Source organism: Gardnerella sp. DNF01157 (assembly GCF_049244225.1).
Taxonomy (GTDB): domain Bacteria; phylum Actinomycetota; class Actinomycetes; order Actinomycetales; family Bifidobacteriaceae; genus Bifidobacterium; species Bifidobacterium leopoldii.
Window position 1 is genome coordinate 389,196 of record NZ_CP058388.1, and the last position, 17,223, is coordinate 406,418.

Here is a 17,223-nt window from a genome sequence, read left to right on the forward strand (position 1 = left end):
CTAAGGATAAGAATATGGCACAAGATGTGCTTAACGACCTGAATATGGTTCGTAATATCGGCATCATGGCGCACATTGATGCTGGTAAGACTACTACCACCGAACGTATTCTTTACTACACTGGTAAGAACTACAAGATCGGTGAAACTCATGATGGTGCTTCTACCATGGACTTCATGGCTCAGGAGCAGGAGCGCGGTATTACTATTCAGTCTGCTGCAACTACCTGCTTCTGGAAGCGTCAGACTCATGATGTTGATGATCGCTATCAGATCAACATCATCGATACCCCAGGCCACGTGGACTTCACCGCTGAGGTGGAACGTTCCCTTCGCGTGCTCGATGGTGCTGTAGCAGTCTTCGATGGTAAGGAAGGTGTGGAACCTCAGTCCGAAACCGTGTGGCGTCAGGCTGATAAGTATAGCGTCCCACGTATCTGCTTCATCAATAAGATGGATAAGCTTGGCGCTGATTTCTACTATTCTGTCAAGACCATCAAGGAGAAGCTCGGTGCAACTCCACTCGTTATTCAGCTTCCAATCGGTGCTGAAAACGACTTCGTTGGCGTTGTTGACTTGATTCGTATGAAGGCTTACGTCTGGAATGACGTTAAGGACGATATGGGTGCTCACTATGACACCGTTGACATTCCTGAAGATTTGCAGGAACGTGCAGAACAGTATCGTGCTGAGCTTATGGATCAGGTTGCTGAAGCTGACGATGAGCTGGTTGAGAAGTATCTTGAAACTGGCGAACTTACTGAAGAAGAAATGCGCGCTGGTATCCGTAAGCTTACCATTGAGCGTAAGGCATTCCCAGTAACTTGCGGTTCTGCATTCAAGGATAAGGGTGTTCAGCCAATGCTGGATGCTGTTGTCGACTTCCTCCCAAGCCCAGAAGATGTTCCATCTATTAAGGGCTTCAAGCCAGGTGACGAATCTGTTGAAATTGACCGTAAGCCAGTTAATACAGATCCATTTGCAGCATTGGTATTCAAGATTTCAACCCATCCATTCTATGGCAAGCTCGTGTTTGTGCGCGTTTACTCTGGCGAAGTAAAGCCAGGCGATTCCGTGTACGATTCCACGAAGTCCAAGAAGGAACGCGTTGGTAAGATCTTCCAGATGCATGCTGATAAGGAAAATCCTGTAGATTCAGCTGAAGCTGGTAACATCTACACCTTCGTTGGTTTGAAGAACGTCAGCACTGGTGATACTTTGTGCGACGAAAAGAACCCAATTTCTTTGGAATCCATGACATTCCCAGATCCTGTTATCGAGGTTGCTGTGGAGCCAAAGACGAAGGCTGATCAGGAAAAGATGAGCTTGGCTTTGGCTAAGCTTTCTGACGAGGATCCTACATTCCAGGTTAAGACCGATGAGGAATCTGGTCAGACTTTGATTTCCGGTATGGGCGAGCTTCAGCTTGACATTATCGTTGATCGTATGCGTCGTGAGTTCAAGGTCGAAGCGAACGTTGGTAAGCCACAAGTTGCTTACCGTGAGACGATTCGTAAGGCTGTTATGAACCAGGAATACACTCACAAGAAGCAGACCGGTGGTTCTGGTCAGTTCGCAAAGGTTTTGATGAACTTCGAGCCTCTCGACACAGAATCTGGCGAAACCTATCAGTTTGTCAACGAAGTTACCGGCGGCCACATCACCAAGGAATTCATTCCTTCAATCGATGCAGGCGTGCAGGAAGCTATGGAATCCGGCGTTTTGGCTGGCTTCCCAGTTGTGGGTGTAAAGGCAACCGTCACCGACGGTCAGACTCACGATGTCGATTCTTCGGAAATGGCCTTCAAGATTGCAGGTTCCATGTGCTTCAAGGAAGCTGCTCCTAAGGCTAATCCGGTAATTCTCGAACCAATTATGGCTGTCGAAGTCCGTACTCCAGAAGAGTACATGGGCGATGTCATGGGCGATTTGAACTCTCGTCGCGGTAACATCCAGTCTATGACTGATGCTACTGGCGTGAAAGTTATCGATGCCAAGGTGCCGCTGAGCGAAATGTTCGGCTACATTGGCGATCTTCGTTCTAAGACTCAGGGCCGCGCAATGTTCACCATGCAGATGGACTCTTACGCGGAGGTCCCGAAGGCCGTTTCGGACGAGATTATTAAGGCTCAGCGCGGCGAATAAAGCGCACGCTACTTCGGTGTTTTCTGTCCCCGGTCAACGCTAGAATTTCCTACGTTGACTGGGTTCTGGCACCGAAGTGGCACCTAACCCAGAAACCCAGTAATATGTAGCGAAAGACCTCTCACAAATGTGTGAGGCAAACTACGAGACGTCCAGGAGGACAAACACATGGCAAAGGAAAAGTACGAGCGTACTAAGCCGCATGTTAACATTGGTACCATTGGTCACGTTGATCACGGTAAGACTACCTTGACCGCGGCTATTTCTAAGGTGCTGCATGGCGAGTATCCAGATCTGAACCCTCAGTATGACTTCGATCAGATTGATGCCGCTCCAGAAGAGAAGGAACGCGGCATTACCATTAACATCGCACACATCGAGTATCAGACCGCTGAGCGTCACTACGCTCACGTGGACGCTCCAGGCCACGCTGATTACGTGAAGAACATGATCACCGGTGCTGCTCAGATGGATGGCGCAATCCTCGTGGTTGCTGCTACCGATGGTCCTATGGCTCAGACCCGTGAGCACGTTTTGCTCGCTAAGCAGGTCGGTGTCCCGAAGATCCTCGTTGCTTTGAACAAGTGCGATATGGTTGATGATCCAGAACTTATCGACCTCGTCGAAGAAGAGGTTCGTGACCTCCTCGAAGAAAACGGCTTCGATCGCGACTGCCCAGTCATCCGCACCTCTGCTTACGGTGCTTTGCACGATGACGCTCCAGATCACGAGAAGTGGGTAGAGACCGTCAAGGAGCTCATGAAGGCTGTTGATGAGTACATCCCAACCCCAACTCACGATCTTGACAAGCCATTCTTGATGCCAATCGAAGATGTGTTCACCATCTCCGGTCGTGGTACCGTTGTCACCGGTCGTGTTGAGCGTGGTAAGCTCCCAATCAACACCCCAGTTGAGATTGTTGGTTTGCGTCCAACTCAGACCACCACCGTTACCTCCATCGAGACCTTCCACAAGCAGATGGATGAGGCCGAGGCTGGCGATAACACTGGTCTTCTTCTCCGTGGTATCAACCGTACCGACGTTGAGCGTGGTCAGGTTGTGGCTGCTCCAGGTTCTGTGACCCCACACACCAAGTTCGAAGGCGAAGTTTACGTCTTGACCAAGGATGAAGGTGGCCGTCACTCGCCGTTCTTCTCCAACTACCGTCCACAGTTCTACTTCCGCACCACCGACGTCACCGGCGTTATCACCTTGCCAGACGGCGTTGAGATGGTTCAGCCAGGCGATCACGCAACCTTCACTGTTGAGTTGATCCAGGCTATCGCAATGGAAGAGGGCTTGACCTTCGCAGTTCGTGAAGGTGGCCGTACCGTTGGTTCCGGTCGTGTGACCAAGATTCTTGCCTAGTATTTTCTCTAACTGAAAATATTAGCTAAGGCTTAATAAAGACCCCACGAGTTTCCTCGTGGGGTCTTTATTATGTTCGTGCGCGCTTTGAAGGAGCTTGAAATCATTGGGATTTCAAGCTCCTTCAAAGCGCGATTTGGCATGCGAAGCACGGTTGTGGTTAATGCTCAAGCATGTCGTCGCGCACACAAAACACAACCCAGTTTCTAAAACCCAACCACACGAACCTGCCCTGCCTTCGTCTCGATTGACGAAGGCAGGGCTCGCTTGCGTTGAAAGCACACTGTGCTTTCAACCCTGAGCAAGCTCGGCGCTCCGAGTTGCTTTCGCGCGCGCAATGCTGCGCTCAAGCATGTCGTCGCGCCCATGTTTGGAACACAGAACACATAAATAAAAACCCTGCCGAACAAATTCAGCAGGGTTTTGTGTTTAGAAAATCAGAACTACTAATCTCTATTATCTCCAAGCAACTCTAGCAAGTAGATGAACATGTTAATGAAGTCCAAGAACAGCTGGAATGCGCAGAAAATAGATACTTTCTTAACCATTTCAGGCTGATTTTCATATTGTGCAAGTAATGCGCGAGTTTGCTGAGCATCGTAAGCTGTTAAACCTGCAAAAATAACGATGCCAATTCCAGCCATAAGACGCATTGTTCCAGTATCTTGCCCAATAAATGAAATAATAATTTGCGCAACAACGAATACAAGTAATGCAACCATTAAAATTGGACCAGCTTTAAGCAAATCCTTTTTTGTAGTAAGTGCAAGCATTGTCAAGCACAGGAAGAATCCTGCAGTTAAAGCAAACACTAATGCCACGGATCCAAGGCTAAATACTTGAAAGACTGAGCTTAAAGTGAATCCTGTTAAAGCAGCATAAGCATAGAACAAAACTCGTACTGTTGTCTCACTCATCTTCATTAAACGCGTTCCAAGAACAACTGCTATCACAACCTGAGCAATTGCCAGCATCATCCAACCCCATCCGCGGGTTGCAAACATAAATCTAAGCCAGAAATTACCGCTCTGAGTGAACAGTGCCACAAGAGTTGTAACAATCAATCCAAGCGTCATTTCACCATAAGTGCGTCCTACTGAAACTCTTTTTGCTTCTTCAAAAGCATATGTTGCCTGAGTGTCAATAACCTCAGGAGCACCGCTTCCGTAATAATCTTGAGTAAAGTTTGTCATTATTTCTCCTTAACAGCTATGAAATAAAACGCTGTCAAGACAATGTTTTCACACAATTATAATTAAAGCATCTGGGAAAATGCTAAAAAAATACAGCATAATTTATACGTTCGTACAATAAGCTGATTTTAGTATTTCGTAATCTTGCGCTTCGCATTGATATTATGCCTTACTATTAGGTGCCTCTTCAACTTGAGGAGCGCCATTAATATCGCGGTGAATACCTTGCATTTGTGTTTCAATATTTTGCAAGCTATGTGCGCAATCGAGCAAGGTTTGAGAGTGCTCAGCCAACTTTGCATCTGGCAAACCGGCTTTGTATCTTAAAGCGTGCTCCAAGCTGGCCCAATAATCCATCGCAATAGTTCGGAATTGCACTTCAACTGGCGTGTAGTGTGCTCCAGAAGACAAGAACACAGGAACTGCATAAATTACGTGCAAACTGCGGTATCCATTAGGTTTTGGATTCTTAATATAATCCTTAACTTGCAATACTTGAATGTCTGTTTGTTTAGAAAGATATTGCGCTACAGAATACACATCGTCGCAGTAGTTGCAAATTACGCGAATTCCAGCTACGTCGAAAAGATTATCACGTATAGAGCGCGTGGAAATATCTAGATGACGCCTTTGCAGCTTCTCAAAAATTGAGTGCACTGATTTAAGACGGCGTTCCATGTGGTGAATTGGGTCGTGAGAGAATCGCACCTGAAATTCGCTATCTAGAATCTCGAGCTTTGTACTTATTTCGTACATTGCTCCTTCGTAAATTTGCATCATGTTTACAAATTCGTCGATTTGGTCTTCAGGAAGCATAAGCGAATTAGTTTTGTCGCATTGGGAGCAATTTTGTTGATTTTTTGTATTGCTTACATTGCTACTTAAATTGTTGCTTTCATTAGCTGCTTCGTTGCTATGAAGACGCGCATAGAGTTCTGCTGCGTTTACGCGGTTATGACGATCAAGTATCACGTCTTTTAATAATACTATAAAAACTGCTAAACGTCTGGGAGTGCGTATGTAAATGTAATATTCTTTGCAAAGCGTGATATAAATATCTTAGGTGATTGCGCGCAAGCAAAATCTAGGAAAGTATTTTGACGGGGAGTGTATTTTGTCTGAAAATAAGCAGGATAATATTCCTAAAGTAATTTCAATAGTTGGTCCTACAGCTTCAGGCAAAACTAGTCTTGGTATTGCGCTTGCGAAAAAATTAGCTGAGCGCGGGATTCGTGCGGAAATCATCAACGCAGACGCGTATCAAATGTATCGTTACATGGATATTGGCACGGCTAAGGCGAGTGCGCAGGAGCAGGCGGAAGTACCACACCATTTGCTTGACATTATTGATCCTGAAGAAACGATGACGGTTGCGCGCTTTCAAACTTTGGCAAGGCAGTGTATTAGTGAGTTGCAATCGCGTGGTGTGAGGCCGATTTTAGTTGGAGGATCGGGATTGTATGCTCGTGCTGCTGTGGATGATATTACATTCCCAGGCACGGATGAGTCTATTCGTGCAGCTTTGGAGGAGCGCGAGCGCAAAGAAGGAGCAGGTGCGCTTTTTGATGAGTTGCAACGAAAGGATCCGGTTGCTGCGGCTCATATGGATGCGCGCAATCCGCGACGTACAATTCGCGCGCTGGAAGTGATTGAGCTTACGGGAAAGCCTTATTCCGCAACGCTTCCGAAGTATAAGTATGTGATTGATTGCGTGCAAATTGGCTTAGATTTGCGTCGTGAAGATTTAGATAAGCGCGTGGATTTACGTACGCAAATTATGCGTGAGCAGGGTTTTGTGGATGAGGTGCGCGCAATTCGAGGGCGATTGGGTGTGACTGCAGCTCGTGCTCTTGGCTACCAGCAGATTATGGATTATTTGGATGGCGTTTGGAGTGAGGATGAGGCTTTTGCGGATATTGCGCAAAAAACTCGACGACTTGCACGCAAACAAATGGGTTGGTTTGGTAGGGATGCACGCATTTACTGGTTGGACGCGTTGCGACCGGATCTTGCGGAAGCTGCGCTCGCGATTGTTGATGCTGCGGATGCGGGGGAGTTTGATTGCAATAGTTCTGACGCTACTGAGCACGCTACTCAGCACCATCTCGGAGATGCTTTTGACGCTTAGCTTAAATCTTGGGAACGTTGGGTTTTAGGAAATAACTCAAATAATTTGGGTTTTGCTACAAAAAACGCCACTGTTTGAGCAGTGGCGTTATTGCGTTTGTGGAGTCGCGGGGAATTGAACCCCGGTCCGGTGACCGTACCCTCGGTCTTCTACGTGCGTAGTCTGCTGGCCGTGCGGCAGTTTTTCTGCCCCCATGTTATCGCAGACAATTCATGGCGAGCATATCTACAGTCAAAGTCCCTGAATTGCCCTGCAGCTCGGCAATTCAAGCAAGTCTTCTTATGACGTTCAGCACCACTCCGAAGACGTGAGTGGGTGAACGGAGCAGCTGCTCACTGGTTAATCCTGGCGCGAAGCTCAGGCAGCGAGAGCGAACTCAGTGCGATTAGATTTAGCACTTATTCTTTTGCGAAAGGACGTTTACGAGTGGACTTCCGCATTCTCGGCACGCTTCCCCGCGGCGAACAGATCGCCGTCGAAACCGATCGACCCCTTTTGATTTTTCAAACAATTGTTGCTCTAGAGCACACATTTCTACATTGTATCATATTTTAACGTTACGAACTGCTTGAGCACTTATTCCTCACGGCATAGTCGTTCGGATGATTTTTTTTGGGGGGGGGGTATTGATTAGTATACTATTAGTTAGGTGATTTTATTTGCCAAGCGTAAATATGAGTTGTAGTTGATTTGTAATGAATAAAAGATTATAACAAATGTTTATTTTATGCCCATATACTGTATTCATGTATGATACATATGAAGATTTATAAGTATGCGTGGTCTACTTGAAATTGGTTGGAGTGAGGAGAAATAATGGCAGAGCGTAAAGATTTACACGGTGATGTGGTACCAAGAAGAACACTTCGTAAGGCTCATGCGGTGAAGCGTTCTCGTGCTTTGCGTAAGGGAGTTGCTGGAGTTGCTGTTGCTTCAACTTTGGCAATGATGCTGCCATCTGTTGTAGCTTCCGCGCTTCAGCCTACTCAAAAAGATATTATCGATGCGTCTAATATGACGCAAAAAATGGGCAAAGGTAAGCCTGATGTAGACGAATTGAACATGCAGCGTTGGGGTGCTGGCGTGCTCAATAAGAGTGCTCAAACTCAAAAGTTTGTAGAGCTTGCGCGCCATGATGCACAAATGCAACAGTTGCGCGAGGCTGAGGGATCTCGCAAAGAGCAAGAAGATAAGAAACCTAGTGAAACTACTTCTGGTGCATCTGTGCTGGAAACGAATGCATCTCCATCTGCATTGGCTGCGTCTCCTTCTGAGCCGCTGACTAGTGTGAAAAATACCCCAGTTGCAATTTCTTCTCCCATGCCTATTATGCCTTCTGTAGGTGCTGTGAAGTCTGTAAATTCTGATAAAGCTCTTCATGACGTTCAGTCTGCTACGCCTACAAAGACTTCTGAGATTAAAAATGCAACTTTAGGCTCAAAGTCAAATGTTACTGAAAATACAGTAAGTGCTGCTGAATCTGCTACGGTGAGTGCGCCAGTGTCTAATTCTGTTGTAAAAAGTGCGACTGCTAATAGGCAAGCTCATCAAAATACTACTAATCCAGATACGACGAAGCCAGATACTGCGAAACCGGTTCAGAATGTTGATAATAAGCCGGCTACTACAAATACTGCAGCTACAAAGCCAGCAGAAGTAAAGCCAGAATCAACGCCAACTGCGAAGCCAGCAGAAACAAAGCAACCGGAAGCAAATGCTGGTGACGTTGATCCAGCTGAAAATCAGCAGCCTGCAAACGTAGAGCCAGCTGCTGCAGATGCGGCTCCTGCAGGTAATACAACTGCATCGTCTACTCCTGTAACTCCTGCAAATGCAGAATCTAACACTGGCACTGGAACTGCAGCGACCACAGGTACAGATACAATTGCACGAACCAATGCACAAGGTTCGCAAAGCAGTGCAGAAGGTGCAACTACAGGTGCCACAGGCAAAGATAAAAGCGCTACGCCTTCAACTACTGCACAAAACTCTGCTTCCCAGAATCAATCTGCTTCTACGCCGAACAATGATACAACTCACTCAACGCCTACTTCGAGCAATCAGCCAACGCCTTCACCTTCTCCTGCACCGACCTCTGGCACACAGAACGCTGGCACACCGAACGCTGGCACAACAACTAATAACGCAGCAACTGATCCAGACAGCCAGGTAATTAAGCCGAATACGGATAATCCAGAGGCGAAGAGTACAGAGCAAGCCAACGAACAGGTACAAACCGACACTAAGTCAAAAGCTACGTACAATTTGCAAATTCGCTATACGATTGGCGGTGCTGCGAATAAGCAGCTTGTACAGCCTTATGAGCTTACAATTGACCAAGAAGACTTCGATAAGCTTGACAAAGATGGTAAGTACGAATACATTGAGCTTCCGCAGGCTGCTGGATACCGTCCATCTGTATACCATTCCGGGGATTATCAGTACTACATTAAAAACGACGAAGGCAAGTTTGTTATTGACGACGGTACGGATGCGGATGCTAAGCGCTACTTGCGTTTGAGTAAGAAGCTGATTACTGAGTATGCTGTAAAGAAAAGGCCTGCTGTTGGAGCTAACAACGGCGCTCAAGCCCAGCAAGCCTCGTCATCTCAAACAACTTCGCAATCTTCATCATCTGCGCAACCGGCAGTAGAAGACGGCATTCAGTATTACGGCGAGTTGAATATCAACTACGCTCCTAAAACAGCTAAGTACTATGTGCGTCACTTGGTGCAGGATCTCGATAATAAGGATGAGTTTCACGATGCTCCAAATCTTGGCGTTGGCAAGACTATTGAAGTAACTTACAAAGATGGCAAAAAAGAACGTATCCACGTCACTGAAGTTACTGGCACTGTTGGTTCAGATGTGAGTGCTGTAGCTCTGTATATTCCAGGATACGAGCCGGAGCATAATCTTATTAGCTCGCCACTTTCTGATTCTGAAGATGAAAAAGACAAGCTAGTTTTGAACCTTCGTTACTATCGTAAGGCGTATGAAGTTACTTACGATTCTGCTGGCGGCACGGATGTTACTGCTCAAAAAGTGTATTATGATCAGGAAGTGCCTGCGGTTCCAGAACCTACATATCGTGGTCATAAGTTCCTTGGGTGGCAGGTAGTAAAACCAGGGGATACTAATCAATCAAATACTTCTGGTAGTCCACTAATTAAAGGAAATTCTACTAACTACAAGATGCCGGATCACAATGTGCGATTCCGCGCAGTTTGGGAAGCTAACAATACTACCAGCTACCGCGTGAACGTGTGGGTACAGAAGGCGGATTTGGTAGACAAAGAGCATCCGGATTCGCTTGTAAACTACGACTTTGTTGGTCTTGTTGAGCGCACGAATGTGCAAACTGATAGCGACGTTGTGCTCGATAAGATGGATGATGCTGGTGTTGCTAAAGATACTGATGAGCTTAATGGTAAAAGCGAAACTGATTATGTAACGAACCCGGAGCTTGGCTTAACAAAAGAAGAGTTGCAAGGTACAGATGCGAATAATCATAAAGATGGCTTAATTTCAAAGTTCAACTGGATGAACGATACGCCTGTAACAAGCTTAGACGGGTATGATACTGAGCATCCTGGTGATGCTAACAACAAGGGCAAGGACTTATTCACGCGCTACTTCCACGTGAATAAGAAGCTGACTAAAGAGCTTAACAGTGAGGAACATAATCTTGTGCAGGGTCGCCCAGATTTAGGCAAACGTAGTAAAGCGAAGCTTTGCGCAAACGACTTAAACAACACTCTTAACTTAGTTTACGACCGCAATACTTATGAGCTTATTTTTGCTAAGCCTGCTGGCGTCAATAGCGGTGACAATGTTGCTATAAAAAGAAAAGATGAAAACGGCAAAACAACTATTTATTGCTATGCTGGCGGTGGCGGTTGCTCAACGAAGTATGAAGGTAAAGATGAGGATGATAATGGCGCTAAAATTAACCATAAAGGCTACCGCGTAAATGTTCGTTACGGTCAAAAGCTTACTGATATTTGGCCTGATGTAAATGAATTATATTTTAGTGAAGAGGGAAAAGGCTCTTTAGGGTGGCAGCTTGGATTTGCGGGGGATGTAAAGTATCGTGACACTCCTCCGTATCGTTTTACTAAAGAAGAATTTGCTGACCCTAGTTGGCGTGTAGTGGGTAAGAACCAAGCGCCTAAAATTAGTGATGACCCTTCGAATCCTGATGCAAAACAATATGAGTTAAAAGATAATCAGCGTCTGCTTACTGCTGATAGCAGTGATCAAAGTCAGCCTATACAGGTGATTATTAGGAAGCAAAGTATTGCATCCGCTAAAAAGGGTGGTACAGCAAGCGATGACGATTATGAGCTTTCTACCGATTCTTATAGCAAAGATGATACTCCCAACACTGGCTATGATTATCCAGCTCCATCTATTGCTGGTTTTAATCCTGCTGATGGTTATGATAAGACAAAAGTTGGTGATGCGTTAGATTCAGACGACTTTAAAGATAATCTGGAAGTGTGGTATAACGAATCTCATGCTCATGGGAATTGGGATGATTTAAGTGAGGATGAGCAGAAAGCTTTTGCTAAAAAGTATCATTTAGCATTTCGAAAGTATAGGGGCGTTCCAGTAGATGAACAAGAAAATTATAAAGGTGATGAAGATGAATTTAATGATAACAAACCACTTGAATTTAGGTACGACCGCAAGTCGTACGACGTGCAGTTTTATAATGCGGATGGCAATGCTATAACAGATGGCAATGTCGCTGCTAAAGAGAGATTGCCGTACGAGTATAGCTTGACTAAGCGCGGCAAAAAAGATTTGACGGGCGAAGACAAAGAGCTATACGGCAACGTTAAGTCTTACGATGATTCTGTAACTAAAGAGGGTGGTGATAACACCGCAACTCAGTTCGATGGCAAGTACACATTCACACTTAACGGCAAAACTTACTCCATCACTCGTCCTAACAATTTGCCAAAAGACTACGTGTTTAAAGGCTGGGCTGTTGATCAAGCTGGTAGTCAGCTTATAAATGGCGAGAGTGAAGATGCTAAAGGTGAAAGCAAAGATAAAAGTAAAGCTAAAGATGTTACAATGCCAGTTAATGGCATTAAGCTTTATGCTGCGTGGGGTAAGCCAACTAATATTAAGCACACGGTAACGTTTAACTACAATATGCCAAATACCGATGGAAACGGTAATGAGGTAGCTGGCACAAACGTAGTTAAGAAAAAGGAGTTCGCTCGCTACCATGTTATTGACGAAAAGGATGAAATAGGCACTCCAACTCGCAAAGGCTACGACTTCTACGGTTGGGAAATCAACAAGAATGGCAAAACTTTGCCGTACGCCTTTGGCAACAAAGTAGTAGAAGATATAACGCTTAACGCAGTGTGGGTGAAGGATACTCGCTACAAGGGCACTTTTAAGCATATATTCTTAAAGCCTGGATACACGATTTCTGACTATAAGGATGCTGCTACGAAAGAAGCCAAAGCTGCGATGGTAGACCATACCGCCGAGCAAACGGTTTCCGGCTTGCGCGAGCATTTGCGCTACAATGCGGAAGCAGTCTATAGTGACGAAACGCACTTCCCAGATAAGCATTTCACGAGCTTTGAAGCTTCGAGTACTGAATCTGAGAATACTGGCGAGTTTATTTACCAAACTTATAATATGCGCAAGTACAAAGTTCGCTATGTAACTATTGGTAAGGACGGTAAAGAAAAGGAGCTTCTTCCAGAAAGCGAAGTTAGCTCTGTAAATAGAAAGTATGACGTAGTATTCTACAAGCCTATTGAAGGCTTTAAGCCAGAAAATACGCAGCAGCGTATTGAATACGTTACTGATCCTTACGGCAAGCAAAAAGCTGACGATATTCGTACTATCACATTTAGATATGATGACGTACGCGTGCTTAAGCGTAAGGACGATTATCAAGCTCGCCCAGATCACTACACGCGTTACGTGTTTAAAGTGGCTGATGGTCAAGACTCTATGGGCAGCGTTGTTGACTGGCAGAACAAGGATGTAGCTGACGGCTCTGCTCTTGTGTACGACGCAATTAAGGGCACAAAAGCTTATCAAATGCCACTTCCAACAGTGAAAGCAAAGCCTGGATTTGAGTTTGCAGGCTGGACTTCGAAAGTCGGTTCGTCTGAAGTTGGCTCGCATACGCTTCAGTATTCCGATGGTGTAAATCGCTTGCCGATTCGCTCCGAAGAGCAGAACAATCCTGAGGTAATTTACACTGCTAACTTCAAGATAAAAGCTCCTGTTGCAATTGATACTAAGGTTTTGAAGCCAATAGATACTTTGAATCCGGCTGATCCAACTGCAGCTAAAGCTCTTATAACGAATGCTGATGAGTATCCAAGTGATGCTACGTTCTCATTCGGTAAAGACGAAAAGTTTGACAACACTCCAGGCTTGCACAAGATTAAAGTGCAAGTGCATCTTGATGGCAACATTGCTGAAACTGAAGTGCTGTACCGCACGCTGCCGGATTTGGTGTACGGAAGCGAGTGGGAGAAGTTTAAGGCTACTGACTACGGTAGCAAGAATGCTAACGACTACGTTCCGATTACCTTTACTGGCAAGAACGATGAAGGCACTATTATTGGTCGCGATGGCGGTAATGCTAATCCTCATGCTGGCGAAGAAACTACGCTTACTGCGTACGTTTATAAGGGTAAGGATGTTAGAATCCGCGTGCCGCAAGCATTCGGTAAGGATCACAGTGACCAGCATTACCACTACGTGTTTAAGGGTTGGGCAACTAAGGTTGTAGAACCGACTGCTGAGAATCCGAATCCAAAGCAGACATATGTTATCGATTCAGAAAGCCGTTATAAAGTTATTACGGTGAACGTTGATTCTGGAGAAACTTACCACGCTGTTTACAAGCGAATCGACTACTTCTCGAGTTCGTCTGACGGTGGTGAAGTTCCTAAGGATGCTGTAGTCGCAATCTTTAAGCCTGCTCCAGGTCGATTGTGGAAAGACGGTACAAGCGGCCCTAAAGTGTTCTACGTAAAGAAGGGCACTGACATTTCCCAAATTACGAAGATCATTAATGGAAAGCAAGTGAATGTTCTTGAGATGCTGAAAGGCAGTCTCACTGGAGCTACTGGCACTTGGAAACGAAGCAGTATGCTTAATGACGGTAAGAAAGTTACTGAAGTTAAAGATGTTGCTGACGTGACCGGTGATTGGAAAGATGGCTGGAAAGTCAATGAACCATTCCAAGAGTTTGTGGCAGATCAAACTCCTTGGACAGAGCCAACAGTGCAGACTGATTACTTGGTTGCTGTGCAAGATGATCCTAACACGCTTCCAAAGTTAACCGATTTTATAACTAATATGCCTCAACTCAAAGCAGATGCTGCTGTGAATAATGGCATAGAAGACATAAAAGTCGAATACGATTTACCAACTGAAGCTGAACAAAATAAGTTTAAACAAAAAATGCTTAAGAAGCCTGCTTTGTACACTGTTCCTTTGAAAGTTACAGTTAAGTATAAGGATGCAGTGGATTACAAGGCTTATAGACTTGTAGGACGCTTAAAAGTGCTTTATCAGCTTATGTATCCAGAAAGCTTGCCGAAGAATGATAGTCAACAGTCGAGTTTGCAAACTGGTGCTAATGCTGAACGCAAACTAGTTTTTGATAAGACTAAGTATGTTTCAGTCAACTTTATAAATGCTCAGAGTGATAATAAGTCACCAAATGGCAAGGGTGAATTTGCTGAAGGTTCGCGCGAGTTGTACTACGCGTATAAGCAATCTGCTAGTGGCGTTCGTGCACCGCAGGTTATTGGCAAGGATTACGATGCAAAAGGATACCATTACGAGTTCCAAGGCTGGGAGATGCAGGCAGCTACTGCACCTGTAGCAAATTCGACCAACACGCCAAATATTACGAATGGTACAAATACTGCTGCATCAGTAGTCCCTGTTGTGACACTTGTTGCTACTGCGGCTCCAACACCTACTACTGTGTCGAATCCACCAAAAATTAAGCTATATTCTAGTGCTGAAATTGCTGGTATGAAGTTTAGTGGGAACACCACTTTTATAGCACGTTATAAGCTTGTGCCAAACGTAATTGACGCTTCTCAACAAGACGATATTCCAGATGGCTACGTTGCAACCATATTCCTTCCAGGATTTGGTAGAACGTGGGCTGACGGTTCGTATAAGCCAAAACTTCTGTATATTCGTCACGGAAAAGATAAAGAAGATAACATTAAGTTTGCTCAAAAAGTTGCAAACGATACTGCTGCAGAACTTTCCGGTTTTACAAAGTGGCAAATGTATGATGCAAAGAGCCGTAAGTCAAACATACTCTTACACGACAATTGGGATATCAGCAGGCCGCGCATTTTCGTTGCTGAACAAAATGGCGCTGATGGTGTGAAGATTCCAGAAACAGTTGTTGGCGTTGGAGATAAGATTCCAAACGTCAATAAGCTCGTACATAGTGCTGACCCTAAAGTGAGTGTATCTGTAGATGAGAATGCTAAGGTTGATGTTTCAAAGCCTGGAATTTCAACAATTATGGTGAATGTAACTAAGCCTACTGATGAAATTGATAAGACTACAGGAAAGCAAAAAACTGTTACAACTAAGTTGCCTGTGCATGTGTATGTTTTGCCTAACGTGATTGCAGATAACGATTTGCCGGCTAAGGGCACTGCTGCGGCTAAGTTCATAGAAAAGAACTACACGAAGGTGACGTATGTAGCTGGTAAGGGCGGAAGTTTGCAAAAATCGCCTCTTGAGAGTGCTGGCGACAAGATAGTTTCAGTATATTGGGTACGAAACGGCGCTACTAATTTGCTTATGCCAGTTCCAGATGTGCTTGCCGATAAGGGCTACGTGTTCAAGGATTGGTCGTCTAATACGACTGAAAAGCCAGCGGCTCTGGCAGATAAACGCAAGGCCACAGAAGAAGAACGAGAAGCTTTGGCTCGAATGGCAATTATGGATGGTATGCCATATGTAGCAAAGTTGATTCGTAACTCAGATAAATTTACGCTTGCTGCTTTGCAAAATCTCCTGAACGAAGCGCAAAAGCAACATGCTGCGCAAGTCTACAATGCTAAGCGTGAAGAATTAGCTCAGGTTGCTGAAAGAAATCATAAGACTGATCTAGCTTCTGAAATTCGTCAGTCTCATGATTCCTTACAAAAGATTAAGGATAAGCTTGTCCAAAATGGCATTGATGTTGACAAAGTCATTGAGCAAGTTCATGAAAAGACTTTGCTTGTAAAACTTGCTAAAGAAGCTGGAAAACCATGGCTTGCCAAGCAAATTTCCAATTCTATGTATTCTTCAATAGAAGCGCTGAAGAATTTGATGCAAGAAGCAGGAATAGACTTAACATTTGCTAATCTTGAGAACGCAATTGATAGTTATGTTCTTGATGAACAGCGAGAAGTGCTCGCTGAGCTTGCTGATGAAGCAGATAAGCCATTTGTTGCAAAGATAATTCGCAGCTCCAAGAAGTCTAGTTTGGAAGCTTTGAAGCAGGTTTTGCGCAATGCTGGAGTAAATCCAGAGATTTCGCTGCCAAAGCCTCACTCAAAACACGAAATCACTATTACTGCAAACTTCGAGAAGATGGCTCCTATGAGGTTTAAGTTTAGTGGTTCTGCTCGCGAGGGTATGTTAACGAACTTTACTTTGCAAAACATGACTGAAGGATCTGGCGATGCTACTAACAAGATTACGGTAGATGGTAAGGAAGTAACCATTAACGAGTTAATCTCAAAGGTTACGAATTCTGTAAACGGTATTAACGCAACCTGCGCTGGTACTGCATGCAAGATTTCCGGCACTCCTAAGATTGTGAATGGAAAGCCAAAAGTTGAGCTAACGTTTACTACTACCGATAAGTATGGTCGCGAAGCGGAAATTGCTGTTGAAATTGATGTGATTTCTGAGAGCAAACCAAACTCTCCAACTCCAGCACCAATTCCAAGTCCAGCACCAGCGCCTGAGCAGCCAACTCCAGCGCCTGAGCAAGTTATTCCTTCTCTTGATTCTTCTACTTCATATGACGTAACTATTGAGGATGAAAAGAAGCAAGAAAAGGATCTAAAAGAAACTGTTGAAGCAAAGCTGGAATTAGCTAAAACTGGTAGCGACACGGTTTCTTCTGCATCTGCTGGTATTTTGTCGGCAGCAATCGCAGCAATTGGTCTTGCGGTGGTAAAGACTGGCAAGCACCATCGCAAGCGTCGCAATAATAAATAATTTATTTAAATTTGGAGCGTTTGAATTTTTCATGCGCTCCATTTTTTATACGAATTATAAGCGCGTCGAGGGTGGTGACTAAAATAACGAAGGTTCCGGTTCACGCTTAGCTATTGGGGCTTTGCGACCCGGGTCGCCC

At 44.9% G+C, this 17,223-nt stretch carries 6 protein-coding genes and 1 other RNA gene; 4 read left to right on the top strand and 3 right to left on the bottom strand.

All coding sequences use genetic code 11. The annotated features are described in order from the left end of the window. Positions 1–14 precede the first annotated feature (14 nt). Together fusA and tuf are read left to right on the top strand one after the other, a co-directional pair. The gene (gene fusA, locus HXT38_RS01385) at positions 15–2,144 is read left to right on the top strand and encodes an elongation factor G (RefSeq protein WP_004107409.1); all 2,130 of its coding nucleotides are present in this window, start codon (positions 15–17) and stop codon (positions 2,142–2,144) included. A gap of 168 nt (positions 2,145–2,312) precedes the next feature. Next, positions 2,313–3,512: an elongation factor Tu gene (gene tuf, locus HXT38_RS01390; protein ID WP_004118785.1), complete on the top strand. Its 1,200-nt coding sequence runs from the start codon at positions 2,313–2,315 to the stop codon at positions 3,510–3,512. A 446-nt stretch (positions 3,513–3,958) separates the two neighbouring features. On the opposite strand, the gene HXT38_RS01395 is transcribed toward tuf, so the two are convergent. After that, positions 3,959–4,705 (bottom strand): Bax inhibitor-1/YccA family protein, encoded by a 747-nt coding sequence (locus HXT38_RS01395; protein WP_004118787.1) that lies wholly within the window; start codon positions 4,703–4,705, stop codon positions 3,959–3,961. A 162-nt stretch (positions 4,706–4,867) separates the two neighbouring features. Beyond that, positions 4,868–5,677 carry a GTP pyrophosphokinase gene (locus HXT38_RS01400; RefSeq protein WP_004107417.1) on the bottom strand — a complete coding sequence of 270 codons (810 nt, stop codon included), beginning with the start codon at positions 5,675–5,677 and terminating at the stop codon, positions 4,868–4,870. Between the two features lie 142 nt (positions 5,678–5,819). Between HXT38_RS01400 and miaA the strand changes: the two genes are divergently transcribed. Beyond that, positions 5,820–6,833 carry a tRNA (adenosine(37)-N6)-dimethylallyltransferase MiaA gene (miaA, locus tag HXT38_RS01405; protein WP_112928883.1) on the top strand — a complete coding sequence of 338 codons (1,014 nt, stop codon included), beginning with the start codon at positions 5,820–5,822 and terminating at the stop codon, positions 6,831–6,833. 96 nt (positions 6,834–6,929) lie between these two features. On the opposite strand, the gene ssrA is transcribed toward miaA, so the two are convergent. Beyond that, positions 6,930–7,326: a transfer-messenger RNA gene (gene ssrA, locus HXT38_RS01410) on the bottom strand. A gap of 323 nt (positions 7,327–7,649) precedes the next feature. Between ssrA and HXT38_RS01415 the strand changes: the two genes are divergently transcribed. Further along, on the top strand, positions 7,650–17,084 hold the full coding sequence (locus HXT38_RS01415) for an InlB B-repeat-containing protein (protein ID WP_421791918.1): 9,435 nt from the start codon (positions 7,650–7,652) through the stop codon (positions 17,082–17,084). Positions 17,085–17,223 lie beyond the last annotated feature (139 nt).